This is a genomic window from Rhizobium sp. Leaf371 (assembly GCF_001424045.1).
GTDB lineage: Bacteria > Pseudomonadota > Alphaproteobacteria > Rhizobiales > Rhizobiaceae > Ferranicluibacter.
In genome coordinates this window covers 211,543-233,992 of sequence record NZ_LMQB01000028.1, presented here as the reverse complement: position 1 = coordinate 233,992, position 22,450 = coordinate 211,543, and the positions used below count along the sequence as shown (strand labels likewise).

Sequence of the window (22,450 nt, the reverse complement as noted above, 5' to 3'; positions counted from 1 at the left end):
CGCCCTCATGTCGCGGGGTTGTCGATCAATTCCCGCTCTTCTGCGCCTGCCGCGCAAAGTCGTTCAGCGTCGCGAGCGTTTCGTCGAAGCGCTTTTCCGCCTCGGCAAAGCGGAGGAAGCCGACCTTCTCCACCAGGATCTCGGCAGGCGTCGGCTGCTGCGAGAACAGCGCCATGACCTCGTCCATGAAGTCGTTCAGCGGCATGTAGCCGGCGCGCGTGGACTGTCCGGGCGTCAGCTCCGTCTGCACCGCAGGCGGCGCAAGCTCGATGACCTCGACCTTGCCCTTCAGCACGTCGCGCAGGCTGACCGTATAGGAATGGATCGCCGCCTTCGTCGCGGAATAGGTCGGCGTCGAGACCAGCGGCACGAAGGCGAGGCCCGAGGTGACATTGACGATGGCGGCATCCGGCCGCGTCGTCAGGTGATCGATCAGGGCATTGGTCAGCCGGATCGGGCCGAGGAGATTGGTCGCGATGGTCGCGTCCGCGTCGCTCAGGTCACGCGACCGCGTCAGATCCTCGAACATCATTACGCCGGCATTGTTGACGAGGACGTTCAGCTCCGGATGGTTGCGCACGACCGTCGCCGCGAAGGCATCGATGCTGTCGGGATCGGCGATATCGAGCGCGTAGCCGACGATGCCCTCATGGGCGGCGGCAACCTCGTCCAGGCGCTCCTGCCGGCGGCCGGCGATGATGACGGTGTTGCCCTGCGCGTAAAAGCGCTCGGCCAGTTCGCGGCCGATGCCGGACGCGCCGCCGGTGACGAGAATGGTGTTTCCGCTGGTTTTCATGTCCTGCCTCGCAAGTGATGGATGGAGTTGGCGTTGATTGTTAATCGAAGCTAACGTTGCTACTCTCCATCGAACAGAAGGCACCGAAAAGATTTATACGCACCCGAAGGAGAGTGTCGATGCCCAGCCTCCACCGTCGTCCCGCCGATGCGCCGCCGCGTATCATTCCCGAGGTCGTGGACCCGCGTGTCGAAGCGCTGGTCCACGAGCTGATCGGCCGCGTGGCGGACAAGTGGACGATGCTAATCCTGGAAACGCTGGAGGAGAAGGGCGAACTGCGGTTCACGCAGCTCAGCCGTGAGATCGGCACCATCAGCCAGAAGATGCTGACGCAGACGCTTCGGCAGATGGAGCGCGACGGGCTGATCAAGCGCACGATCCACCCCGTCGTTCCGCCCAAGGTGGAGTATCGGCTGACCGCGCTTGGCCAGAGCCTTGGCGCGGCCTTCTGTGGCGTGTGGATCTGGGCCGAAGAGAACCTTGCCAAAGTCCATGATGCGCGCGAAACCTTCGAAAAAGCCGCCAGGGCGTGAGCGCAGATGACGCGCTTGAAGACGAAACGGGAGCCGGCATGGCAGACGCACGGGACGATACGGAAGAAGGCCGGCGTGTCGCGGATGCCGAGGCCGGGGGCTGGCGGCGATGGGGGCCGTTTCTCAGCGAGAGGCAATGGGGCACGGTGCGGGAGGACTACAGCGCCGATGGCGATGCCTGGTCCTCTTTTCCGCACGACCATGCGCGCTCGCGCGCCTATCGCTGGGGCGAGGACGGGATCGCCGGCTTTTGCGACGAACACCAATATCTCTGCCTGTCGCTGGCGCTCTGGAACGGCGCGGACCCGATCATCAAGGAGCGGATGTTCGGTCTCGCCAATGATGAGGGCAATCACGGCGAGGATGTGAAGGAAGTCTGGTGGTATCTCGATGCGACACCGTCGCACAGCTACCAGACGATGCTCTACCGCTATCCGCAGGCAGCCTTCCCCTATGACGATCTCGTGGCGGAGAACGCCCACCGCAAGGGCGGCGACCTGCCGGAATACAAGCTCGAGGACACCGGCATTCTCGATGGGCACCGCTATTTCGACGTCGCGGTGAGCTATGCCAAGGCGACCGCCGACGACATTCTGATGCGCGTCTCGATCGTCAACCGGGGGCCGGACGCCGCGTCGCTCCGCGTCCTCCCGCAGCTCGTCTTCCGCAATATCTGGAGCTGGGGCGCTGCGGGCGAAAAGCCCGCGATGACGCTGGTCGAGGACAACAGCGTCGCGACCCGCCATCGCGCATTGCCACCCCGGCGCTTCCGGGCGCTGCAGCCGGCGCAGATGCTCTTCTGCGAGAACGAGACCAATATCCGGCGCCTCCCCGACGGCGGCCAGCTTTTCCAGAGCGACGACGGAACGGCTTTCAAGGACGCCATCAACGATCACCTGATCGGCGGCAAGGCGACCGCCCTGCCCGACCATGGCACCAAATGCGCAGCACTGTCGGACCATCGCATCGCCGCCGGCGACACGCTCGTGCTCCGCTATCGCCTGTCACCGGAGGAGAGCACGCCACTATCGGTCGAGGACTTCGACGCGGTCTTTGCGCAACGCTTGCGGGAGGCGGATGATTTTTACGCCTGCGTGCAGGCCGACATCTCCGACCCGGACGCCCGGCTCGTGCAGCGTCAGGCGCTGGGAAGCCTGCTCTGGTCGAAGCAGGTCTATCGCTACGACGTCAAGCGCTGGCTCGATGGCGATCCGACGCGTCCCTCACCGCCCGAGGCGCGCCGCAGCGGCCGCAATGCCGACTGGACGCATCTCGCCAATACAGATGTCGTGCTGATGCCGGACAAGTGGGAATATCCCTGGTACGCCTCCTGGGATCTCGCCTTCCACGCGATCAGCGCCGCCCTCGTCGATCCCGCCTTCGCCAAGGGCCAGCTCCTCCTCCTCACCCGCGAATGGTACATGCATCCGAGCGGGCAGCTGCCGGCCTATGAATGGGCGTTCGACGATGCCAATCCCCCGATCCATGCCTTTGCCGCCCTGCGCGTCTACAGGATGGATGCGGCGCTGACCGGCACGGCCGACCGGGCCTTTCTGGAGCGGATCTTCCACAAGCTGATGATCAATTTCACCTGGTGGGTGAACCGAAAGGATGCGGCCGGCCGCAACCTGTTCCAGGGCGGGTTTCTCGGTCTCGACAATATCGGCGTGTTCGACCGATCGAAACCGATCCCCGGCGGCGGCTACATCGAACAATCGGACGGCACCGCCTGGATGGCGATGTATGCGCTGAACCTCATGCGGATGGCGCTCGAACTTGCCCGAGAGAACGCGGTCTATGAGGATGTCGCATCGAAGTTCTTCGAGCATTTTCTGACCATCGCCTCGGCCATGACCCATGTCGGCGGCAGCGAGGCCGAGAAGGACGAGAGTGGCCGCGGCCTGTGGGATGACGACGACGGCTTCTTCTACGATGCCCTGGTGCTGCCGGACGGCAGCGAGACCACGTTGCGCGTCCGTTCGCTGGTCGGGCTGATCCCGCTCTGCGCCGTCGAGGTGCTGGATGCCGATATCGCGACGCGGCATCCAGGTTTCGCCGCACGCCTCGGCTGGATGCTGAAGCACCGGCCGGACCTCACCGGTCAGGTCTCCCGCTTTACCGAGCCCGGGCAGGACAGGCGCCTGCTGCTCTCGCTTCTGCGTCGCAGCCGCATGACCGCACTTCTGACGCGCATGCTGGACGAGACCGAGTTCCTCTCGCCCTTCGGCCTGCGGTCGCTGTCCAAAGCGCATGAGGAAGCCCCCTTCGCGCTCGATCTGGACGGCGCGCGCTTCGAGGTTCGCTACGAGCCGGGACTGTCCAAATCGGCGATGTTCGGCGGCAATTCCAACTGGCGCGGACCGGTCTGGATGCCGCTCAACGCCATGATCATCGATGCGCTGCGCGAGTTCGACCGCTTCTATGGCGACGGCTTCGCGATCGAGTTTCCCGCCGGCTCCGGCCGGATGCTAGGCCTGCCCGCCATCTGCGACGAGCTTTGCCGCCGCCTCTGCGCGCTGTTTCTGAAAGACGATGAGGGCCGGCGCCCGGCGATGATCCGTCCCGGCGACGCGAGCGACCCCGCCGATATCGACCGCATCACCTTCAACGAGTTCTTCCATGGCGACACCGGACAGGGCCTCGGCGCTTCGCACCAGACCGGGTGGACGGCGCTGGTGGCCCTGCTGTTGAAACCCGACCGGCGCACGTGACGCGCAACACTGCCGTCTGCCGCGCGGGAGGCATCAGTTGAGGATGCGGAACAGCTCCTGTCGCACATGAAGAAGGGGGTCAAGGAACCTCTCCTGGGCTTTCTCCATCGTTTCCGAGGACGCGGGAAACCCTGTATTCAGCGCGGCAACGGTCGCTCCGCGGGCGTTGACGATGGGAACGGCGATCGACCGCAGTCCGAGTTCGACCTCCTCGTCGACGACCGCATATCCCTCGGTCCGAACCCGTTCCAGCGCGCTCATCAGCCTGTCGATCTCCGTGATCGTCCGCGGTGTCCGCTGGGGGAGCGGCGCTGCGAGAAGACGGTTTCGCGCGGTCTCGGCCGGCAGGGCCGCCAGCAGCACGCGGCCCATCGAGGTGCAATAGGCCGGCAGGCGTGAACCCGGCATCAGCGCGATCGACATCACCTTCCGTTGCGCCGCCCGCGCGACATAGACGATCTCGGCCTCGTCAAGGATGGCGACCGAGGTGCTCTGGCCGATCTCTTCCGAGAGCGCGTCGAGCCATGGCTGGACGATGCGTGGCAGCGGCATTGTGGCAAGGCAGCCCGTGCCGAGTCTCAGCACCCGCGGCGTGACCGTAAAGTACTTGCCGTCATAGGCGCAGTAGCCGTGTTCCGCGAGCGTCAGCAGGCAGCGGCGGGTCGTCGCCCGGTCGAGCCCCGCAATGGCCGACGCTTCGGAAATGCTGAGGCGCGGCGTCTCGACCGTGAAGGCCTCGATGACCCGCAAACCCTTGGCGAGCCCGCCCATCATGTCGCTCTGCTTCGTCTCCACGGCTCAACTCCTTTGTGCGATATCGCAACAAATACACGATATCGCACAACGCCATTGCCGTCGATGGGCGATCGCCTTATCGTTTCGCATCGCCGGCTGATGGAAGATCCGGTTCCCCGAGGAGGACGCAGTGGACAAGACGGTCAAGAACACGGCCGACGCGGTCAAGGATATCGGCGATGGCGCCACCATCATGATCGGCGGCTTTGGCGGATCGGGCGCACCGATCGAACTCATTCATGCCCTGATCGACAGGCGCCCGACCGGGCTCACCGTGATCAACAACAATGCCGGCAACGGCCGCATCGGGATTGCCGCGATGATCGACGCCGGCATGGTGCGCAAGATGATCTGCTCGTTTCCGCGCTCGTCCGATCCCCGTGCCTTCACGGATCGCTATCTCGCCGGCGAGATCGAGCTGGAACTCGTGCCCCAGGGCACGCTGGCCGAACGCATCCGCGCAGGCGGCGCCGGCATTCCCGCCTTCTACACCCCGACCGCCTATGGCACCGAGCTTGCCGAAGGCAAGCCGATCGCCGAATTCGACGGGCGCCACTACGTGCAGGAGCGCTGGCTGAAGGCGGATTTCGCCATCGTCAAGGCGTATTTGGGCGATCGCCACGGCAATCTGACCTACAACAAGGCCGGACGGAACTTCAATCCGCTGATGTGCATGGCCGCGACGACGACGATCGCGCAGGTGTCCCGGATCGTCGCGCCCGGCGAGATCGATCCGGAGCATGTCGTCACGCCGGGCCTCTTCGTGAATCGCATCGCAGAGGTCGAACATCCGCAGCAGGAAGAAGACCTTATTCGGGCCGGAGTATCCTACGCATGAGCACCGAAAGCCTCGACGACATCAAACTTTCCAACGCCCAGATCGCCTGGCGTGCCGCGCAGGACATCGAAGACGGCGCCTATGTCAATCTCGGCATCGGCTTTCCCGAAATGGTGGCGCGCTATCAGCCGCCCGGTCGCCGGGCGATCTTCCACACAGAGAACGGCATTCTCGATTTCGGCGAGCCACCGCCGCCCGGACAGGAAGACTGGGATCTGATCAATGCCGGCAAGCGAGCCGTGACCTTGAACCCGGGCGCCGCCTTCTTCCACCATGCCGACAGCTTCGCCATGGTGCGCGGCGGACACCTCGACGTCGCCATTCTCGGCGCCTATCAGGTCGCCCAGACCGGCGATCTTGCCAATTGGCGGGTCGGCTCCAAGGGCGTTCCCGCCGTCGGCGGCGCAATGGATCTGGTACACGGCGCCAAGCAGGTCTTCGTCATCACCGAGCATGTGACGAAGGATGGCAAGCCGAAGCTGGTCGAGGCCTGCAGCTTTCCGTTGACCGGCGTCGCCTGCATCACGCGGGTCTATACCAGCCACGCCGTCATCGACATCGCGGATGGCCGCTTCTTGGTGCGCGAGAAGCTTGCGGCCCTGTCGATGGACGATCTGCAGGCCATGACGGGTGCGCCGCTCCATGTCGCCGCCCCGGTCGTCGATCTCGTCGTGCCCGAACTCTAGAAGGAGCTGAGCCCATGCCAGAGGCTTTCATCTGCGACTATATCCGCACGCCGATCGGCCGCTTCGGCGGCGCGCTCGCGTCCGTCCGCCCCGACGATCTGGGAGCCGTGCCGCTGAAAGCGCTGATGGCACGCAACGCCGCCGTCGATTGGGAGGCCGTCGATGACGTGATTTTCGGCTGCGCCAATCAGGCCGGCGAAGACAATCGCAATGTCGCCCGCATGTCGCTCCTGCTCGCCGGCCTGCCGCTCACGGTCGGCGGTACGACGATCAACCGCCTCTGCGGCTCCGGCATGGATGCGGTGATCAGCGCTGCGCGGGCAATCCGCTCGGGCGAATCCGAGCTGATGATCGCCGGCGGCGTGGAAAGCATGAGCCGCGCCCCCTTCGTCATGCCCAAGGCGGAGACGGCCTATTCCCGTCAGGCGGAAATTCATGACACGACGATCGGCTGGCGTTTCGTCAACCCGCAGATGAAAGCGCTTTACGGCGTCGATTCCATGCCGGAGACCGGCGACAACGTCGCTGCCGATTTTCACATCTCGCGAGAAGACCAGGACCTCTTCTCGGTCCGTTCGCAGGAGAAGGCCGCCGCCGCGCAGGCGAATGGTCGTCTCGAGCGCGAGATAACCCCGGTCAGCGTTCCCCAGCGCAAGGGCGATCCGCTCGTCGTCGCCAAGGACGAGCACCCCCGCGCGACGAGCCTTGCGGCGCTTGCGGGCCTGAGATCCGTCAGCAAGACGGGCACCGTCACGGCGGGCAATGCGTCCGGCGTCAACGATGGCGCGGCGGCGCTGATCATCGCGTCCGAAGCCGCGGCCAGACGTCATGGCCTGACCCCGATCGCGCGCATCCTCGGGGGTGCTGCGGCCGGCGTTCCGCCGCGGGTCATGGGCATCGGCCCCGTGCCGGCGACACAGAAGCTGACGGCACGCCTCGGCCTCTCGCCGACAGACTTCGACGTGGTGGAACTGAACGAGGCTTTCGCCTCCCAGGCCATCGCCGTCCTGCGGGGGCTCGGCATTCCGGAGGATGCCGCCCATGTGAACCGCAACGGCGGCGCCATCGCTCTCGGGCATCCCTTGGGAATGTCCGGTGCCCGCATCGCCGGAACGGCCGCACTCGAACTCTCGCTCGGAAGCCACCGCCGCGCGCTCGCGACGATGTGCATCGGCGTCGGCCAGGGTATTGCAGTGGCCTTCGAACGCGTCTGAGGCAAGAACCGCCTGCCCCGCAGCGACGATGGCGGGTCACGGTCTTCATCACATGAGACCTTTTCATCTCCGGTCCGTCGCGCTCTTCAAAAAGCGCGATCGAGAGCTATCTTGAAAAGCGATCGTTGATGGAGGGTTACATATGGCCGGGGGTTCGGGGCGCGGTGCGCGGATTTTGGGCGGCGCTGTTTGGAAGCGCTGATCTCCGCCTACGGCATCTGGGCCGTTCTCATCGGCGCGGGTGTCGAGGGGGAGGCCGTTGCCTTCCTCGGCGGCGTCCTCGCCCATCGCGGCCTGCTCGTCTATTGGCAGGTCGCAGCCGCTGCGGCGTTCGGCTCGTTCGTGGCCGACCAGCTGTTTTTCCTGATCGGTCGCCATGCCGCGCGGTTTCGCTTCGTCGCGCGGCTTGAGGCGACCCCGGCCATGCGCCGCGCGAAAGGTCTGCTGGAGCGGTATCCGGTCGGCTTCATCCTCGCCTTCCGCTTCATCTACGGCATGCGCATCATCAGCCCTCTGCTGATCAGCCGGACCAATATTTCCGCGCTGCGTTTTCTCGTGCTGAACGGCATTGCCGCCTGTCTCTGGGGCGCCGCGATCACCGCCATCGGCTTCCTCTTCGGCAATGCCGTGCAGACCCTGTTCGGCCATCTGCGCCTGCACATCCACCTTCTCATCGCGCTGGCGGCTCTGGTCCTTGCGATTGTGGCAACCACCATGGTCGTCCGCTCCCAGACCCGATAGCCGTTCCTGCCTCCGCCGCATCAACCGGAAGACCAACATGCCCGAACGCCTGAAAGCCCCGAGCCTCGACCGAGCCACCCTTCAGGAATTCCTCGGCGGCATCAGCGAAGGCGTCATCTTCCTCGATGAGAAGGGTCGCATCACCTTCGCCAACGCCGCTGCGCTCGCGATGCACCGCGTCGAGACCATTGCCGACCTCGGCGGCGACGCGAAAGGCTATCGGCGGACCTTCACCCTGCGCTACCGCAACAATCACCCGCTGGAGGAAGGAGAGTATCCGATCGAGCGTCTTCTGGCGGGCGAAACCGTCGAGGACGTGACCGTGGAGATCTCGCCGGCGAGCGATCTCGATACTGCCTGGGTGCATACGAACCGGAGCATGGCGATTGCCGGCAAAGACGCGGACGAGGCCGTTCTGGCGCTGGTCATCCGCGACGAGACGCCCCGCTTCGAAGCGGAGGAGCGGTTCGAGCGGTCCTTCAATGCCAACCCCGCCCCCGGCCTCATCTGCCGTCTGGACGACCAGCGGTTCATTCGCGTCAACCAGGGCTTTCTGGAAATGACCGGCTTCATGAAGGAAGACATCATCGGTCGCACGGTGGAGGCGATCGGGCTGTTTTCCAACTGCGAGAGCGGCGAGGACGCGCTGACGAAGCTCGGCGAGGGCCGCGTCATCCGGCATCGCGAGGCGCTGGTGCCGCTGCCGGCCGGTGGCGACCGGCTGGTGATCGTCGCCGGCGAGCCGATCGCCGTGGTGGAGGAGCCGTGCATGCTCTTCACCTTCGCCGATCTGGACGCGCGCCGGAAGGCGCAGAACGCCCTGCGCCAGAGCGAGGAGCGTTTCTCGAAATCCTTCCGCCTGTCGCCTGCCCCCGCAGCCATCTCGCGGCTGGACGATTTCGTCTTCACCGAGGCGAACGACGCCTTCCTGCAGATCTCGGGCTATGCCGCCAGCGATGTCATCGGCCGGACGGCCGGCGAGCTGCACCTGTGGGACGATGTTGTCGCGCGCCGTGGCCTGGAACAGAAGCTGCGCGACAACACCTTCGTGCGCGACGAGCCGATGCGTATGAAGCAGAAGGACGGTGCCTTCGCCGAATGCCTCGTCTCGGCCGAGCGCGTCGAGATCAACGACGAGCAATGCGTCATCTGGGCCCTCCAGGACGTGACCGAACGCCGCCGGAGCGAAGCGCAGCTGGTGGAGGCGATCGAAAGCGTGATGGCCGATACCTCCTGGCTGAGCCGCTCGATCGTCGATCGACTGGCAACGTTGAAGCAGACCTCGACGGCCGCACCGTCGGCGCAACTCGTGGCCCTGAGCGACCGGGAACGAGAAATCCTCGGCCTGGTCTGCAGTGGGCAGACCGATGCGGAGATGAGCGACACCCTGCACCTCTCCAAGAACACGATCCGCAATCACATTGCCTCGCTCTACGGCAAGATCGGCGTCAACCGCCGTGCCGCAGCGGTCATCTGGGCGCGGGAGCGCGGCTTCACCGGCCTGCCGGATGCCAAGCTCGCCAAACGGCCCGGCCGACAAAAATAGCGAAAAATCGTCGGCAACCCTGAAAAAAGGTCATTTGATACTAGGCGGACTGGTATTTTCCGCTCTGAAATCCCCGATCCAACCTCCTTATGTCCGTGTCATGACAGCGGCACCCTCGCTGCCATCTGAACCTGAACACGTGTTTCAAGGAGAACCGGAATGGACAAGAACCGTATCGAAGGCGGAGCCAAGGACGTCAAGGGCACGATCAAGGAAGCCGTCGGCAAGCTGGTCGGCAACGAGCGCCTCGAAGCCGAAGGCAAGGCCGACAAGGTCGAGGGCAAGACCCAGAGCACGATCGGCAAGGCCAAGGATGCCGTCAAGGACGCGCTGAAATAAGCCGCCATGGCTCCCGGCTCCCGCCCCCTCGGGAGCCGGGTCGCAGGCGAAACGATCTTACCTTGAGCGACCGGCCGAAAGTTCGACCAAAAGCCCGATTGAGAGGCAGAGCCATCATGTTGTTCCCCGTTCTTTCGAACGGCGTCCTGACGCCGGACCTCGGCTCGACCGAAGCGACGATCGCCTGCGTCCTTGCCTATACCTATGGGCTGGAAGAGTGCCGGATCGACGTTTCCGTCCGCGACGACCACGTCCTCCTCTCGGGCACAGCCCCAAGCTGTGAGGCGATCGAGATGGCCATCGGCATCGCGGCCGACCTGTCGCCGCGCCGCGTCGTCAGCGACATCGAGATCGTCGCGCCTACAGCGGCCTGAGACTGCGGCCCGATCACGGGCGCGTTTCGGCGCTCGGCTCCCCAACACACATCACACACGACCACAACGCACATCGTCAATATCGGAGTATCCTATGAAGAAGACCCTCATCCTCGCCCTTGCTGCAACCCTTGCCGTCGGCACCACCGCGTCGGCGGCGGACATGACGCCTGCCAAGACGCCTGCCAAGAAGCATCACAGCCGCGTCGTTGCAGACGAGCCGCGTGAGCGCCTGGGCACGCTGTCCTGCGAGGTGGCCGGCGGCATCGGTCTGCTGATCGGGTCGAGCAAGGCCGTCGATTGTACCTTCGCGCAACGCGGCGGAAAGACGGAACGGTATACGGGCACGATCGGCAAGCTCGGCATCGACGTCGGCATCACCGGCACGTCCTATCTGCGCTGGATCGTCGTCAACACGGTGCCGACCACGGTTGGTCAGGGCAGCCTCGCCGGCACCTATGTCGGCGCGTCGGCCAGTGCCGCCGTCGGCCTTGGTCTCGGCGCCAACGCCCTTGTCGGTGGCAACGCCAAGAATTTCGGCCTCCAGCCGCTGAGCACGCAGGCCGGGACCGGCCTTAACGTCGCCGCCGGCATCTCCCGCCTGCAGCTGCGTCCCGCAAGCTGAAGGCTATGATCTGACGGCGAATTGACCTGAAAGAGAACGATGGGGGTGGGGCCGAAAGGTCCCGCCCCTTTCACATGCCACGACGGAAAGAGTGCTGCCGACGGGAAAGATGCGGGGTCCCCTGCGCATCAGCGCTTGAGGTGATCGATGAAGGCCCGGAGCTTCGGCGCCATATTGTGGCGGTTCGGATAATAGAGGTAGAAGCCGGGAAACCGGGGACAGAACGGCTCCAGCAGCGGCACCAGTTCGCCGCGCGCGACGGGCGCGCGAAAACTTTCCTCCAGGCCGAACGTGATGCCCGCCCCGGCCACGGCGAGGCGGATCATCAACGCCATGTCGGTCGTCGTGATGGCATCATCGACCGCAACCGAGAACGCTTTTCCGTCTTCCTCGAACTCCCAGCGATAGGGCGCAAGATGGACGCCGGCGCGCCAGCCGATGCAGCGCCGGTCGCTCAACTCGCGCGGATGGGACGGGGTGCCATGGGCGCGAAGATAGTCCGGCGATGCGAACGGCAGCTGACGCTGCTCGGCCGAGACCGGTATCGCGATCATATCCTGCGCGATCACCTCGCCGAGCCGGACCCCCGCATCATAGCCCTCGGCCACGATGTCGAACTCCTCGTCCGTCACCGTGATATGCAGCTTCACCTGACGATGCGCCTCCGCGAAGGTCGCAAGCAGCGGCCCGGTCAGAAAGCTCTCGGCGATGGAGGAAACGGCAAGCCGCAGCCGTCCACGCGGCGGGCCGGAGGGAACGCTCGCACTTTCCATGGCCGCATGCATCTCGGCCACCGCCGGTGCCGCACTCCGATAGAGCTGCTCGCCCGCCTCGGTCAAGGTGACGCTCCGTGTCGTCCGCGTGACGAGAGCGATGCCGAGCGTCTCCTCGAGCCGGCGGATCGTCTGGCTGACGGCGGATCGGGTGACGCCCATGCGATCCGCAGCGGCGCGGAAATTTCGCTCTTCGGCAACGAGAACGAAAACGGACAGCGCGTTCAGATCGACGTTCATTGGTTAGAATTCCTTACCTTGGTAGATACGGATAAGCGGCTTCTCGCTACAATCGCCATGATCTAGTCTCTGTCCATCGAAACCTGCAACGAAAAGGCAGAGACTATGGAAAAGATCGTTCTTATCACAGGCGCTTCCAGCGGCATCGGCGCCGGCATTGCGCGTGAACTCGCGAAATCCGGCGCCACCCTGGTGCTCGGTGCCCGGCGCCTCGACCGGCTGGAAAGCCTCGCAACCGAGCTTCGGGCCGAAGGCGCCAAGGTCATGGTCCGGACACTCGACGTGACCGACCGCGCTGACGTCGCCGCCTTTGCCGAGGCCGCCAGAGACGCTTTCGGTCGCATCGATGTCATCATCAACAATGCCGGCATCATGCCGCTGTCGCTGATGGCCTCGCTGAAAGTAGAGGAATGGGATCGCATGATCGACGTCAACATCAAGGGCGTTCTCTACGGCGTCGCCGCCGTTCTGCCGGAGATGACGGCGCGCGGCTCTGGCCATATCATCAACATCGCCTCGATCGGCGCGCTGAGCGTCTCGCCGACGGCCGCCGTCTACTGCGCAACCAAGTTCGCCGTCCGGGCGATCTCCGATGGGCTGCGGCAGGAACATGACGATCTTCGCGTCACCTGCATTCATCCCGGCGTCGTGGAAAGTGAACTGGCCGCGACGATCACCGATCCGGTCGCCGTGGATGCGATGAAGGCCTACCGTGCCATCGCCCTCACCCCGGACGCCATCGGCCGCGCCGTCCGATTCGCGATCGAGCAGCCCGACGACGTGGATATCAACGAGATCGTCGTTCGCCCGACACGGTCGCCGAACTGAGGACACTCACGCCAATGGAACAATCATTCCATCCTTACCTCGGTCTTTGGCAAACGGACGACGGCCAGATTCGCCACCGGCTGCTGCCGAACGGTCGTTACGACGAAGCGCGGGGAACCCGTGAGAGCGCTTACCAGGGACGGTATGTCGTGAGCGGCGACCACATCGACTACGTGGACGATACCGGTTTCACAGCGGATGGCGATTTCGGAGACGGCAGTCTCCACCACGCCGGAATGGTGCTGCGCCGCAAGCCGTAGCGCATGACCGGCGGCTGAAGACGACGCATTGATATGGGCGGGGCGATCCTCGTGATCCCGCCGCCCATCTTCGTTATCTGTCGCCGGGAGACCGCCCGCCGCCCATGTGCCATCGCTTCTCAACAACCTGCGAAAATACAATTTGACGGCGATCCTAAAAAGTGGAATAAAAATTCCAAGAGGATTTATTTTGTATGTTTTGTACCGTTTTGGCATTGCCCGACGGACATGCCAGGACCCGTTTTGGGGAATCCGGAAAAAAAGGTGCCACCGGACACCGTCTGAGGAGGAAACATGAAAAAGGTCATTTTCAGCGCGGCTCTCGCCGTTATGCTTTCGACGGCTGCCCATGCCGAGACGATCGGCGTGTCCATCGCCAAGTTCGACGACAACTTCCTGACCGTTCTGCGCAACGGCATGAGCGATTACGCGCAGACGCTGAACGGCGTTTCGCTGCAGGTCGAAGACGCACAGAACGACGTGGCCAAGCAGCAGAGCCAGATCCAGAACTTCATCGCGGCCGGCGTCGATGCGATCATCGTCAACCCGGTGGATACCGACGCGACCGCCGCCATGTCGAAGATCGCCTCCGACGCCAAGATCCCGCTCGTCTACGTCAACCGCCAGCCGGCAAACCTCGACACCCTGCCGGACAAGCAGGCCTTCGTCGCGTCGGAAGAAACGGTCGCCGGCACGCTAGAAGCGCAGGAAGTCTGCCGTCTTCTCGGCGGCAAGGGCAAGGCCGTCGTGATGATGGGCGAACTGTCGAACCAGGGTGCCCGCATGCGCACCGCCGCCGTTCATGACGTTCTGGCGACCGACGCCTGCAAGGGCATCTCCATCGTCGAGGAACAGACCGCCAACTGGCAGCGCACCGAAGGCGCCGACCTCATCACCAACTGGCTCTCCGCCGGCACGGAATTCGACGCCGTGATCGCCAACAATGACGAAATGGCCATTGGCGCCATGCAGGCGCTGAAAGCCGCCGGCCGTCCGATGGACAAGGTCGTCATTGCCGGCGTCGATGCGACGCAGGATGCGCTTGCCGCGATGGCAGCCGGCGACCTCGATGTGACCGTGTTCCAGAACGCCGCCGGCCAGGGCAAAGGCGCCGTGGATGCCGCGCTCAAGCTGGTAAAGGGCGAGACCGTCGAGAAGAAGGTCTACATCCCGTTCGAACTCGTCACGCCTGCCAACCTCAAGGACTACCAGGCCAAGAACTGAGGCCTGAAAGGGACTGCGGGCACCGTCCGCAGTCCGGTCCACGCCCATGTCCCCCGCCCACGTCCCCCCACCAAGGCCGCAGCCTTGAGTCCGGACAGGATGGCGGTGAACTGGAGAGACGGCCCGTCCGGCGAGGTTTGGTCTTCGGACGGGCTCCACGATCTTTCGAGGAGGATAGCGATGGTCAGCCCGTCGACGATGGCCGCTGTGCGCAAGAGTGGCGCGGTTCCCAATGCCGAATTCCTGCTGACGGCCGAGGGCGTTCGCAAGGAATTTCCCGGAGTCGTCGCGCTTGACGACGTCACCTTCCGGTTGAGACGCGGCACGGTTCACGCGTTGATGGGCGAGAACGGGGCGGGCAAATCGACGCTGATGAAGATTCTCGCCGGCATCTATACGCCGGATCGCGGGCAGGTTCGCCTCAAGGGTGTCGATATCGAGTTGTCCTCGCCGCTGGACGCGCTCGAAAACGGCATTGCCATGATCCATCAGGAACTGAACCTGATGCCCTTCATGACGGTTGCCGAAAACATCTGGATCCGCCGCGAGCCCAAGGGGCGCTTCGGCCTGATCGATCACGGCGCCATGAGCCGCCAGACGGCCGACCTCTTCAAACGGCTGAACATCGCGCTCGATCCGGAGGCGCTCGTCGGCGATCTCTCGGTCGCAAACCGCCAGATGGTCGAGATCGCCAAGGCCGTCTCCTACGAATCCGACGTCCTCATCATGGACGAGCCGACATCCGCGCTGACCGAACGCGAGGTGGAGCACCTGTTCGCCATCATCCGCAGCCTGCGGGAACAGGGGATCGGCATCGTCTACATCACCCACAAGATGAACGAGCTGTTCGAGATCGCCGACGAGTTCTCCGTGTTCCGCGATGGCAAGTATATCGGCACCCACGCGTCCACGGACGTCACGCGCGACGACATCATCCGCATGATGGTCGGGCGCGAGATCACCCAGATGTTTCCGAAGGAAGATGTCCCGATCGGCGAGACCGTGCTTTCGGTCCGCAATCTGTCGCTGCGCGGGGTGTTTGCCGATATCTCGTTCGAGGTGCGCGCGGGCGAAATCCTCGGCATCGCCGGCCTTGTCGGCTCGGGCCGCTCGAATGTCGCGGAAGCCCTCTTCGGCGTGACGCCGGCCTCCTCGGGCACCATCGCCATCAACGGCCGCGACGTCGTGATCGATACGCCGACCAAGGCCATCGCCAACCGCATGGCCTTCCTCACGGAAGACCGCAAGGACACCGGCTGCCTGCTGATTCTCAACGTTCTCGAGAACATGCAGATCGCCGTTCTGCAGGACAAGTTCGTCAAGCACGGCTTCGTGCAGCAGAAGGTGCTTGCGGAAAAATGTGCGGACATGGCGCGCAAGCTGCGCGTCAAGACGCCAAATCTGGAGGAGCGGATCGAGAACCTCTCGGGCGGCAACCAGCAGAAAGCGCTGATCGGGCGGTGGATGCTGACCGATCCCCGCATTCTCATTCTCGACGAGCCGACACGCGGCATCGACGTCGGCGCAAAGGCCGAGATTCACCGCCTCGTCACCGAGATGGCCCGCAACGGCGTGGCGATCATCATGATCTCGTCGGAAATGCCGGAAGTTCTCGGCATGAGCGATCGCATCATGGTGATGCACGAAGGGCGCGTCACCGGATTTCTCGATCGTGCCGAAGCCACGCAAATCAAGGTGATGGAGCTGGCAGCGCGTTGAACGCGCCGTTCACACCGCTTTCCATCGCGTCAGGGAGGACTATCAATGACCAACAATGAAGCCTTGCACGGAACATCGCCGGTCTCGCCGCCGTCGCGGCGGAAACTGCCGTCCGAGTTCAACATCTTTCTCGTGCTGGTCGCCATTGCGCTCGTCTACGAAATTCTCGGCTGGATCTTCATCGGCCAGAGCTTCCTGATGAACACGCAGCGCCTGACGATCATGATCCTGCAGGTCTCCGTCATCGGCATCATCGCCGTCGGCGTCACCCAGGTCATCATCACCGGCGGCATCGACCTGTCCTCCGGCTCCGTCGTCGGCATGACCGCGATGATCTCGGCGAGCGTCGCGCAGGCCTCCACCTGGCCGCGCGCGGTCTATCCGTCGCTGACCGACATGCCGTTCGTGGTGCCGATCGCGCTCGGCATCGGCATCGGCCTGCTCGCCGGCTTCGTCAACGGGCAGTTGATCGCCCGCACCAAGATCCCGCCTTTCATCGCCACGCTCGGCATGATGGTCTCGGCGCGCGGCATTTCGAAATGGTACACGAAGGGCCAGCCGGTCTCCGGTCTGACCGATCAGTTCAATTTCATCGGCACGGGCATCTGGCCGGTCGTCGTCTTTCTCGTCGTCGCGCTCATCTTCCACATCACGCTGCGCTACACCCGCTACGGCAAGTTCACCTATGCGATCGGCGCCAACATGCAGGCCGCGCGGGTGTCCGGCATCAATGTCGAAGGCCATCTGATCAAGGTCTATGCCATAGCCGGCATGCTGGCGGGCCTCGCTGGCGTGGTCACCGCGGCCCGTGCCCAGACGGCACAATCCGGCATGGGCGTGATGTACGAGCTCGATGCCATCGCCGCGACCGTCATCGGCGGCACATCGCTGAATGGCGGCGTCGGCCGGATCACGGGCACCGTCATCGGCACGGTCATCCTCGGCGTCATGACCTCGGGCTTCACATTCCTCAGGGTCGACGCCTATTATCAGGAGATCGTCAAGGGTCTCATCATCGTGACGGCCGTCGTGGTCGATGTCTACCGCCAGAAGAAGCGCTCCAAGGCCTGAGGGCCGACGGCGTTATACGACCCAAAGACTTTCGCATTCAAAACGGCGGAAACGCGTACCGCCAAGACATATCGGGAGACAGACATGAAAGCTCTAGGCGTCGGCCTCATCGGAACGGGTTACATGGGCAAGTGCCATGCACTGGCCTGGAATGGCGTTCGCCAGATCTTCGGCGACGTTCCCGCGCCGCAGCTGGTCGCGCTTGCCGAGTCCAATGCCGAGATGGCGGCGAGCCGCGCCAGCGCCTTCGGCTTTCGCAAGTCCACCGGCAACTGGCGCGATCTTCTGGCCGACCCGGAGGTCGATGTGATCTCGGTCACGACGCCGAATGCCTTCCATCCGGAAATGGCGATTGCCGCTCTTCAGGCCGGCAAGCATGTCTGGTGCGAAAAGCCGATGGCCCCGGCCCTTGGCGATGCGGAAGCCATGCTGGCGGCTGCGCGCAGCACCGGCAAGATCGCCATTCTCGGCTACAACTACATTCAGAACCCGGCGATCGCGCAGATCCGCCGCCTGATCGAGGATGGCACGATCGGCACGGTCAACCATGTGCGGGTCGAGATGGACGAAGACTTCATGGCCGATCCGGAGGCGCTGTTCTACTGGAAGAGCGAGGCAAGCTCCGGCTATGGCGCGCTCGACGATTTCGCTGTCCATCCCCTGTCGCTGCTCTGGCATCTCTTCGGCCATGTGCAGGAGGTCATCGCCGATCTCGGCAAGCCATATGCAGACCGTCCGACGAAGGCCGGCGAGCGCCGGGAGGTCGAGAACCATGATATCGCCAGTGTCCTCCTGAAGCTGGAGGGTAACGTCTCCGCCGTTCTCATGGCGAACCGCTCGGCCTGGGGCCGCAAGGGTCGCATCGCCTTGCAGATCTTCGGCTCGAAAGGATCGATCCTCTACGACCAGGAGCGGATGAACGAATTCGAACTCTACACGACCACCGGTCCCGAGGCGACGCGTGGCTTCGCCCGCGTCCTCACGGCCCCGATCCACCCGCCTTATGACCGCTTCATCCCCGCCCCCGGCCACGGCCTCGGCTTCAACGATCTGAAGATCATCGAGTGCCACCAGCTTCATCAGGCCATCGCCGGCAAGCCCTTCACCGCCGTGACCTTCGAGGATGGGCTGCGGATCGAGCGCAGCGTCCACGCCATGGCGCAGTCTTATCGGGAGAAGCGCTGGGTGGTCGTCTGATCATGGGTCTTTGACGCCGGTCGTCTGCAGCACCGCGAACGACCCTGAACTACCTCCAGGCAGCGGCGGCAGCTGTTCACCGCTTGTTGCGGGTCGTGCGCACCCGCGGCGATGGTATGTCATTGCTCCCCGACACTCTGTCGTGCGACAGATCATCGATCGGATCGCGTCCCGATCCTGGTCGAGGTGAACGTGCCCCATGCTTGAATGGCTTCAACTTCACATGTCCGCAGCGCTGCCGGGACGCGTCCCATCCGACGAGCAGTTCAAGCGCCTGCACGATGCGGAGCTGGAGGGGCTGGCGGTGGCCTTCCGCGTCCGGCTCTGCGCCGTGGCCGTCATCGCCGCGTGGCTGCTCGTCAGCACCGCCTGGCCGCGAAACGTCTACTACCTCGCTGTCAGCCTGATCTTTCTGGCTCTGAGCTATGTTCCTTACGCGACGCGGCATCACCGGGCCGCGTGGACGATCAAGCTCGCCTGCACCATTCTGGATGTCGCGCTGATCACCTCCACCATTCTTCTGCCACCCATCGGCGGCATCGCGTCCGACTGGCCGATCCAAACCCGCACGCGCGGCCCGGAATTTCTCTATGTGCTCCTGCTGCTGGCGGAGTCGGCCCTCACCTATTCGCCCATCCTCGTCGTCTGGACGGGCGGCATCATCATCGCCATCTGGTCCTTCGGCATCAACGCCCTCTATGACAGGCCGGAGACGGTCCGGTTCGACACGACCGCGGGCATGTCGGAAATGCAGGCGCTCGAGCGGTTCCTCAATCCGTACTTCGTCGGCCTGCTTCAGATGTGGGTTCAGGTGGTGGCGACCGGGCTGTTCACGCTCATGCTTGCCATCGCCGTCCTGCGAAGCCGCAACACGCTCATTGCCCAGATCAAGGACAACACGGTTCGAGCCTCGCTCGCCCGCTATGTTTCACCCGATGTCGCCCATGCCATGGGCGATGGCGCAGACAGCTTCGGCGTGCCGGCGAAACGCGAGGTCGCCGTCATGTTCGTGGATATCGTCGGCTTCACGCGCATGGCCGAAATGCGCTCGCCGGAGCAGGCGCTGACCCTCCTGCGCAGCTTCCAGGAGCGCGGCTGCAATGTAATCTTCCCGTGCGGCGGTACGCTCGACAAGTTTCTGGGCGACGGGTTCATGGCGACCTTTGGCGGCGTGCAGCCGCAGGACGATGCGGCGGAGCGTGCGCTTTCCTGCGCCTTCCAGCTGCTCGACACCTATGCCGCGTGGTCGGCGAAAAGGACGCGGCGTGGCGCCGAGCCGATCCGCATCGCCATCGGCCTCCACTTCGGCGAAGTGATCGTCGGCAATGTCGGCACCAGCGAACGCCGCGAGTTCACCGTCATCGGCGATGTCGTGAACGTCGCAAGTCGCCTGGAGCGCGCAACCCGTGACCTAGAGGGACGCCTCGTGGTGTCGGACGCCTGCCTGCAAGCCGCCGGCGGGACGCCCTCGGGGCGCGAGGTCGCCCACGCATTGACGATCGATATCAGAGGCCGCAACCGCAGCGTCTTGGCGCATGTTTTCTAGCGCGCTCGCGCTAGCGATATCCCCTGTCACGCCGCTCTACGACCTGGTCGCCGACAAGGACGCGTTATCGACGATGTCCCACAGTAAAAACTTACCGTCTTAGGTGCGTCTTGGTCACCATTTCTTGATGGCTTACGATTAAATCTGTCTCCAATGAACTCCGACAGCGTTGCTGCCGGAGGGGAGGAATAAACGGATGATGCTGCCCCATACCGATAACCGGCGACGGCGACGCGCGGTCCTGGCCGTGGCATTCCTGTTTATTCTCGTCGCCAGCATCTTTGCCGGCATCGTCTTCCGCTCGGTCGACGCCATGAGGGACACGGCGAACCGGATCGACGACGAGCGTGCGCTGGATGCGACGACGGCGGCCGTGGATGCGCTCCGCACGCAACTGTTCGGCATTCTCCACGACAATGCCACCTGGGACGGGGCCTATAAACAGCTCAATTCGATCAATCGCAAGTACTGGGTCATCGAGAACTGGGCCAATACGGGTGCGGACAATCCGGCCTACGATACCGCCGTCGTCACAGACGCACGCGGCAAGGTGATCGTCGCCTATAAGGACGGCGAAGAACTGACCGAGCCGCCGGCGGTGTTTTTCGGCGATCACTTTACCACCATCGTGCGCAATGCCGATCAGCTGGGCGAACAGGCCGGCATCACCCCGGTCTATGCCGTGCGTTCCAAGAGCGGCATCGCGCTGATGGCTGCGGCCAAGATCCGGCCGAGCAGCACCAACACGCGGATCGAGGAGCGCAATCTCTACACGCTGTTCATGGCGCGGCATCTGACGCCTCGGGTGATCGGCGATCTTGCGCAGAGTTTCCGGATCGAAAAGCTGAATCTCAGCCTGGCGCGGGCCGAAAATGCCTTGAACGTGCCGCTGACCGATCTCGACGGCACGGCAATCGCCTATCTCAGCTGGCCGTCCAAGCTTCCCGGCAGCCGCAGCTTCCTCACGGTCAAGACGCAGCTTGCGGTCGGCGCCGCCATTCTCTTCGTCTTTCTGACCGGCATCGCGGTTGCGGGATGGGTGGCCGTTCGAAAGCTCCGGCAAGACGAGGCCGCGGCGCGGCACGCCGCACTTCGCGATGCGTTGACGGGCTTGTGGAACCGGCGTGCCCTGCTGGAGCACTTGGCCGACCTCACCCGGAGCGAACGGGAGGGAACCGTCGAACTGTGTCTTCTCGACCTCGACGGGTTCAAGCGCGTCAATGACGCCTGGGGCCATGCGGCGGGCGACGAACTGATCGCGACCGTGGCCGCCCGCTTGCGAAACGTTCTCCCGCCGGAGGCCTTCATCGCCCGTCTGGGCGGAGACGAATTCGCGATCGTTGCGGCGAGAACGTCGGACTCGAACATCGGCGATGACGTTGCGGATCGTGCGCTCGCGGCGACATGCGACGTCTTTGCCCTAGGGACCCGGCAGATCCAGGTCGCGGCGAGCATCGGGCGGGCGACGGCGCGGTTGGCCGATGTGGATATGGGCGACCTGATGCGGGCGGCCGACGTTGCCCTCTATCGGGCGAAGGATCTCGGCCGCGGCCGCATCGTCACCTTCGACAGCGAGCTCGAGCAGCGCCGGCGCGACGACATGACCATGGAGCAGTATCTGAAGACGACCTTGGAGACCGAAGGGATCGACGTCTTCTACCAGCCGCTGTTCCGAAGCATCGACCAGTCGATCTGCGGCGTCGAGGCTTTGGCACGCTGGAGCAGCTCGCCGCTCGGCCGCGTCCCCCCTGATGTCTTCATCTCCGTCGCCGAAAAGGCAGGCCTCATCGAGACGCTCGGCTTGCAGGTTCTGCGCAAGGCCATCCGCGCGTCTGCAGGCTGGCCCGATATCGGGGTCTGCGTCAACGTTTCGCCGGTTCAATTGCAGGATCATGGTTTCGCCACCGCGGTCGCATCGATCCTCTCGGACGCCGGGTTCGATGCCAGGAGACTGACGCTCGAGATTACGGAGGGCGTCCTGATCAGCCATCCGGAGCAGGCTCTGAAAGCCATCACCGCGCTGAAGGACCTCGGCATCGGCATTGCCCTCGACGACTTCGGCACGGGCTTTGCCAGCATCGGCATGTTGCGCAGCTTCCCCTTCGACCGCGTCAAGGTGGACAAGTCGCTGGTGGCGGCTCTCGACACGAAGAACGATACGGCGCCCGTGCTGCAGGCAACCGTTGCGCTTGCCAACGCCATGGGCATCGCGGTCACGATAGAGGGCATCGAAACGGAGCTTCAGTCCAGCATCGCCCGCCTCTACGGCTGCGATGTCATGCAAGGCTATCTCTACAGCAAGCCTCTCTCGGAGGCCGACATGTCGGCGCGCTACTTCCAAAGTCCAGAGCGGCGTTACGGCAAAGCTTCGGGTGCATAAACAGGCCCGACATC

General features: G+C 64.1%; 20 protein-coding genes and 1 pseudogene. 18 read left to right on the top strand and 3 right to left on the bottom strand.

Features of this window, described 5'->3' with window-relative positions; translation table 11 throughout:
- Positions 1-25: 25 nt before the first annotated feature.
- A complete protein-coding gene (locus tag ASG39_RS21100) occupies positions 26-796 on the bottom strand; it encodes an SDR family oxidoreductase (RefSeq protein ID WP_062596913.1) in 771 nt (256 codons plus the stop codon).
- A gap of 119 nt (positions 797-915) precedes the next feature.
- Here ASG39_RS21100 and ASG39_RS21095 point away from each other — a divergent pair, with 119 nt between their 5' ends.
- A complete protein-coding gene (locus tag ASG39_RS21095; protein WP_062596912.1) occupies positions 916-1,329 on the top strand; it encodes a helix-turn-helix domain-containing protein in 414 nt (137 codons plus the stop codon).
- A gap of 38 nt (positions 1,330-1,367) precedes the next feature.
- On the top strand, positions 1,368-4,040 hold the full coding sequence (locus ASG39_RS21090; protein ID WP_062596911.1) for a hypothetical protein: 2,673 nt from the start codon (positions 1,368-1,370) through the stop codon (positions 4,038-4,040).
- A 33-nt stretch (positions 4,041-4,073) separates the two neighbouring features.
- Here ASG39_RS21090 and ASG39_RS21085 read toward each other — a convergent pair whose 3' ends face one another.
- The gene (locus tag ASG39_RS21085) at positions 4,074-4,811 is read right to left on the bottom strand and encodes an IclR family transcriptional regulator C-terminal domain-containing protein (RefSeq protein ID WP_062597065.1); all 738 of its coding nucleotides are present in this window, start codon (positions 4,809-4,811) and stop codon (positions 4,074-4,076) included.
- A gap of 154 nt (positions 4,812-4,965) precedes the next feature.
- On the opposite strand from ASG39_RS21085, the gene ASG39_RS21080 reads away from it, so the two are divergent.
- The 8 genes from ASG39_RS21080 (at position 4,966) to ASG39_RS21045 (ending at position 11,198) form a co-directional block, all read left to right on the top strand.
- Positions 4,966-5,673 carry a 3-oxoacid CoA-transferase subunit A gene (locus ASG39_RS21080; RefSeq protein ID WP_062596910.1) on the top strand — a complete coding sequence of 236 codons (708 nt, stop codon included), beginning with the start codon at positions 4,966-4,968 and terminating at the stop codon, positions 5,671-5,673.
- Positions 5,670-6,359, top strand: coding sequence for a 3-oxoacid CoA-transferase subunit B (locus ASG39_RS21075; RefSeq protein ID WP_062596909.1), 690 nt, complete (start codon positions 5,670-5,672; stop codon positions 6,357-6,359). The genes ASG39_RS21080 and ASG39_RS21075 overlap by 4 nt, the downstream gene beginning before the upstream one ends.
- Before the next feature lie 14 nt (positions 6,360-6,373).
- Entirely contained in the window at positions 6,374-7,573 is a 1,200-nt protein-coding gene (gene pcaF, locus ASG39_RS21070; RefSeq protein WP_062596908.1) for a 3-oxoadipyl-CoA thiolase, read from the top strand.
- A gap of 189 nt (positions 7,574-7,762) precedes the next feature.
- Positions 7,763-8,314: a VTT domain-containing protein gene (locus ASG39_RS21065; protein ID WP_062596907.1), complete on the top strand. Its 552-nt coding sequence runs from the start codon at positions 7,763-7,765 to the stop codon at positions 8,312-8,314.
- 37 nt (positions 8,315-8,351) lie between these two features.
- On the top strand, positions 8,352-9,860 hold the full coding sequence (locus ASG39_RS21060) for a helix-turn-helix transcriptional regulator (RefSeq protein ID WP_062596906.1): 1,509 nt from the start codon (positions 8,352-8,354) through the stop codon (positions 9,858-9,860).
- Positions 9,861-10,019: 159 nt separating this feature from the next.
- Positions 10,020-10,199, top strand: coding sequence for a CsbD family protein (locus ASG39_RS21055; protein ID WP_062596905.1), 180 nt, complete (start codon positions 10,020-10,022; stop codon positions 10,197-10,199).
- A gap of 116 nt (positions 10,200-10,315) precedes the next feature.
- The gene (locus ASG39_RS21050) at positions 10,316-10,573 is read left to right on the top strand and encodes a BON domain-containing protein (RefSeq protein WP_062596904.1); all 258 of its coding nucleotides are present in this window, start codon (positions 10,316-10,318) and stop codon (positions 10,571-10,573) included.
- Positions 10,574-10,667: 94 nt separating this feature from the next.
- Positions 10,668-11,198, top strand: coding sequence for a DUF992 domain-containing protein (locus ASG39_RS21045; protein ID WP_062596903.1), 531 nt, complete (start codon positions 10,668-10,670; stop codon positions 11,196-11,198).
- A 128-nt stretch (positions 11,199-11,326) separates the two neighbouring features.
- Here ASG39_RS21045 and ASG39_RS21040 read toward each other — a convergent pair whose 3' ends face one another.
- Positions 11,327-12,211, bottom strand: coding sequence for a LysR family transcriptional regulator (locus ASG39_RS21040; RefSeq protein ID WP_062596902.1), 885 nt, complete (start codon positions 12,209-12,211; stop codon positions 11,327-11,329).
- 105 nt (positions 12,212-12,316) lie between these two features.
- Between ASG39_RS21040 and ASG39_RS21035 the strand changes: the two genes are divergently transcribed.
- From ASG39_RS21035 to ASG39_RS21000, 8 genes and pseudogenes are all read left to right on the top strand, one after another.
- A complete protein-coding gene (locus ASG39_RS21035) occupies positions 12,317-13,039 on the top strand; it encodes an SDR family oxidoreductase (protein ID WP_062596901.1) in 723 nt (240 codons plus the stop codon).
- Between the two features lie 20 nt (positions 13,040-13,059).
- A pseudogene (locus ASG39_RS21030) lies at positions 13,060-13,299 on the top strand (Atu4866 domain-containing protein); the annotation flags it as partial.
- Between the two features lie 294 nt (positions 13,300-13,593).
- Positions 13,594-14,523, top strand: coding sequence for a sugar ABC transporter substrate-binding protein (locus ASG39_RS21025; protein ID WP_062596899.1), 930 nt, complete (start codon positions 13,594-13,596; stop codon positions 14,521-14,523).
- A 180-nt stretch (positions 14,524-14,703) separates the two neighbouring features.
- On the top strand, positions 14,704-16,242 hold the full coding sequence (locus tag ASG39_RS21020) for a sugar ABC transporter ATP-binding protein (protein ID WP_062596898.1): 1,539 nt from the start codon (positions 14,704-14,706) through the stop codon (positions 16,240-16,242).
- A gap of 45 nt (positions 16,243-16,287) precedes the next feature.
- The gene (locus tag ASG39_RS21015) at positions 16,288-17,313 is read left to right on the top strand and encodes an ABC transporter permease (RefSeq protein WP_062596897.1); all 1,026 of its coding nucleotides are present in this window, start codon (positions 16,288-16,290) and stop codon (positions 17,311-17,313) included.
- A gap of 84 nt (positions 17,314-17,397) precedes the next feature.
- A complete protein-coding gene (locus tag ASG39_RS21010) occupies positions 17,398-18,510 on the top strand; it encodes a Gfo/Idh/MocA family oxidoreductase (RefSeq protein ID WP_062596896.1) in 1,113 nt (370 codons plus the stop codon).
- A gap of 199 nt (positions 18,511-18,709) precedes the next feature.
- The gene (locus ASG39_RS21005; protein ID WP_062596895.1) at positions 18,710-20,056 is read left to right on the top strand and encodes an adenylate/guanylate cyclase domain-containing protein; all 1,347 of its coding nucleotides are present in this window, start codon (positions 18,710-18,712) and stop codon (positions 20,054-20,056) included.
- A 247-nt stretch (positions 20,057-20,303) separates the two neighbouring features.
- A complete protein-coding gene (locus tag ASG39_RS21000) occupies positions 20,304-22,436 on the top strand; it encodes an EAL domain-containing protein (protein ID WP_162242466.1) in 2,133 nt (710 codons plus the stop codon).
- Positions 22,437-22,450 lie beyond the last annotated feature (14 nt).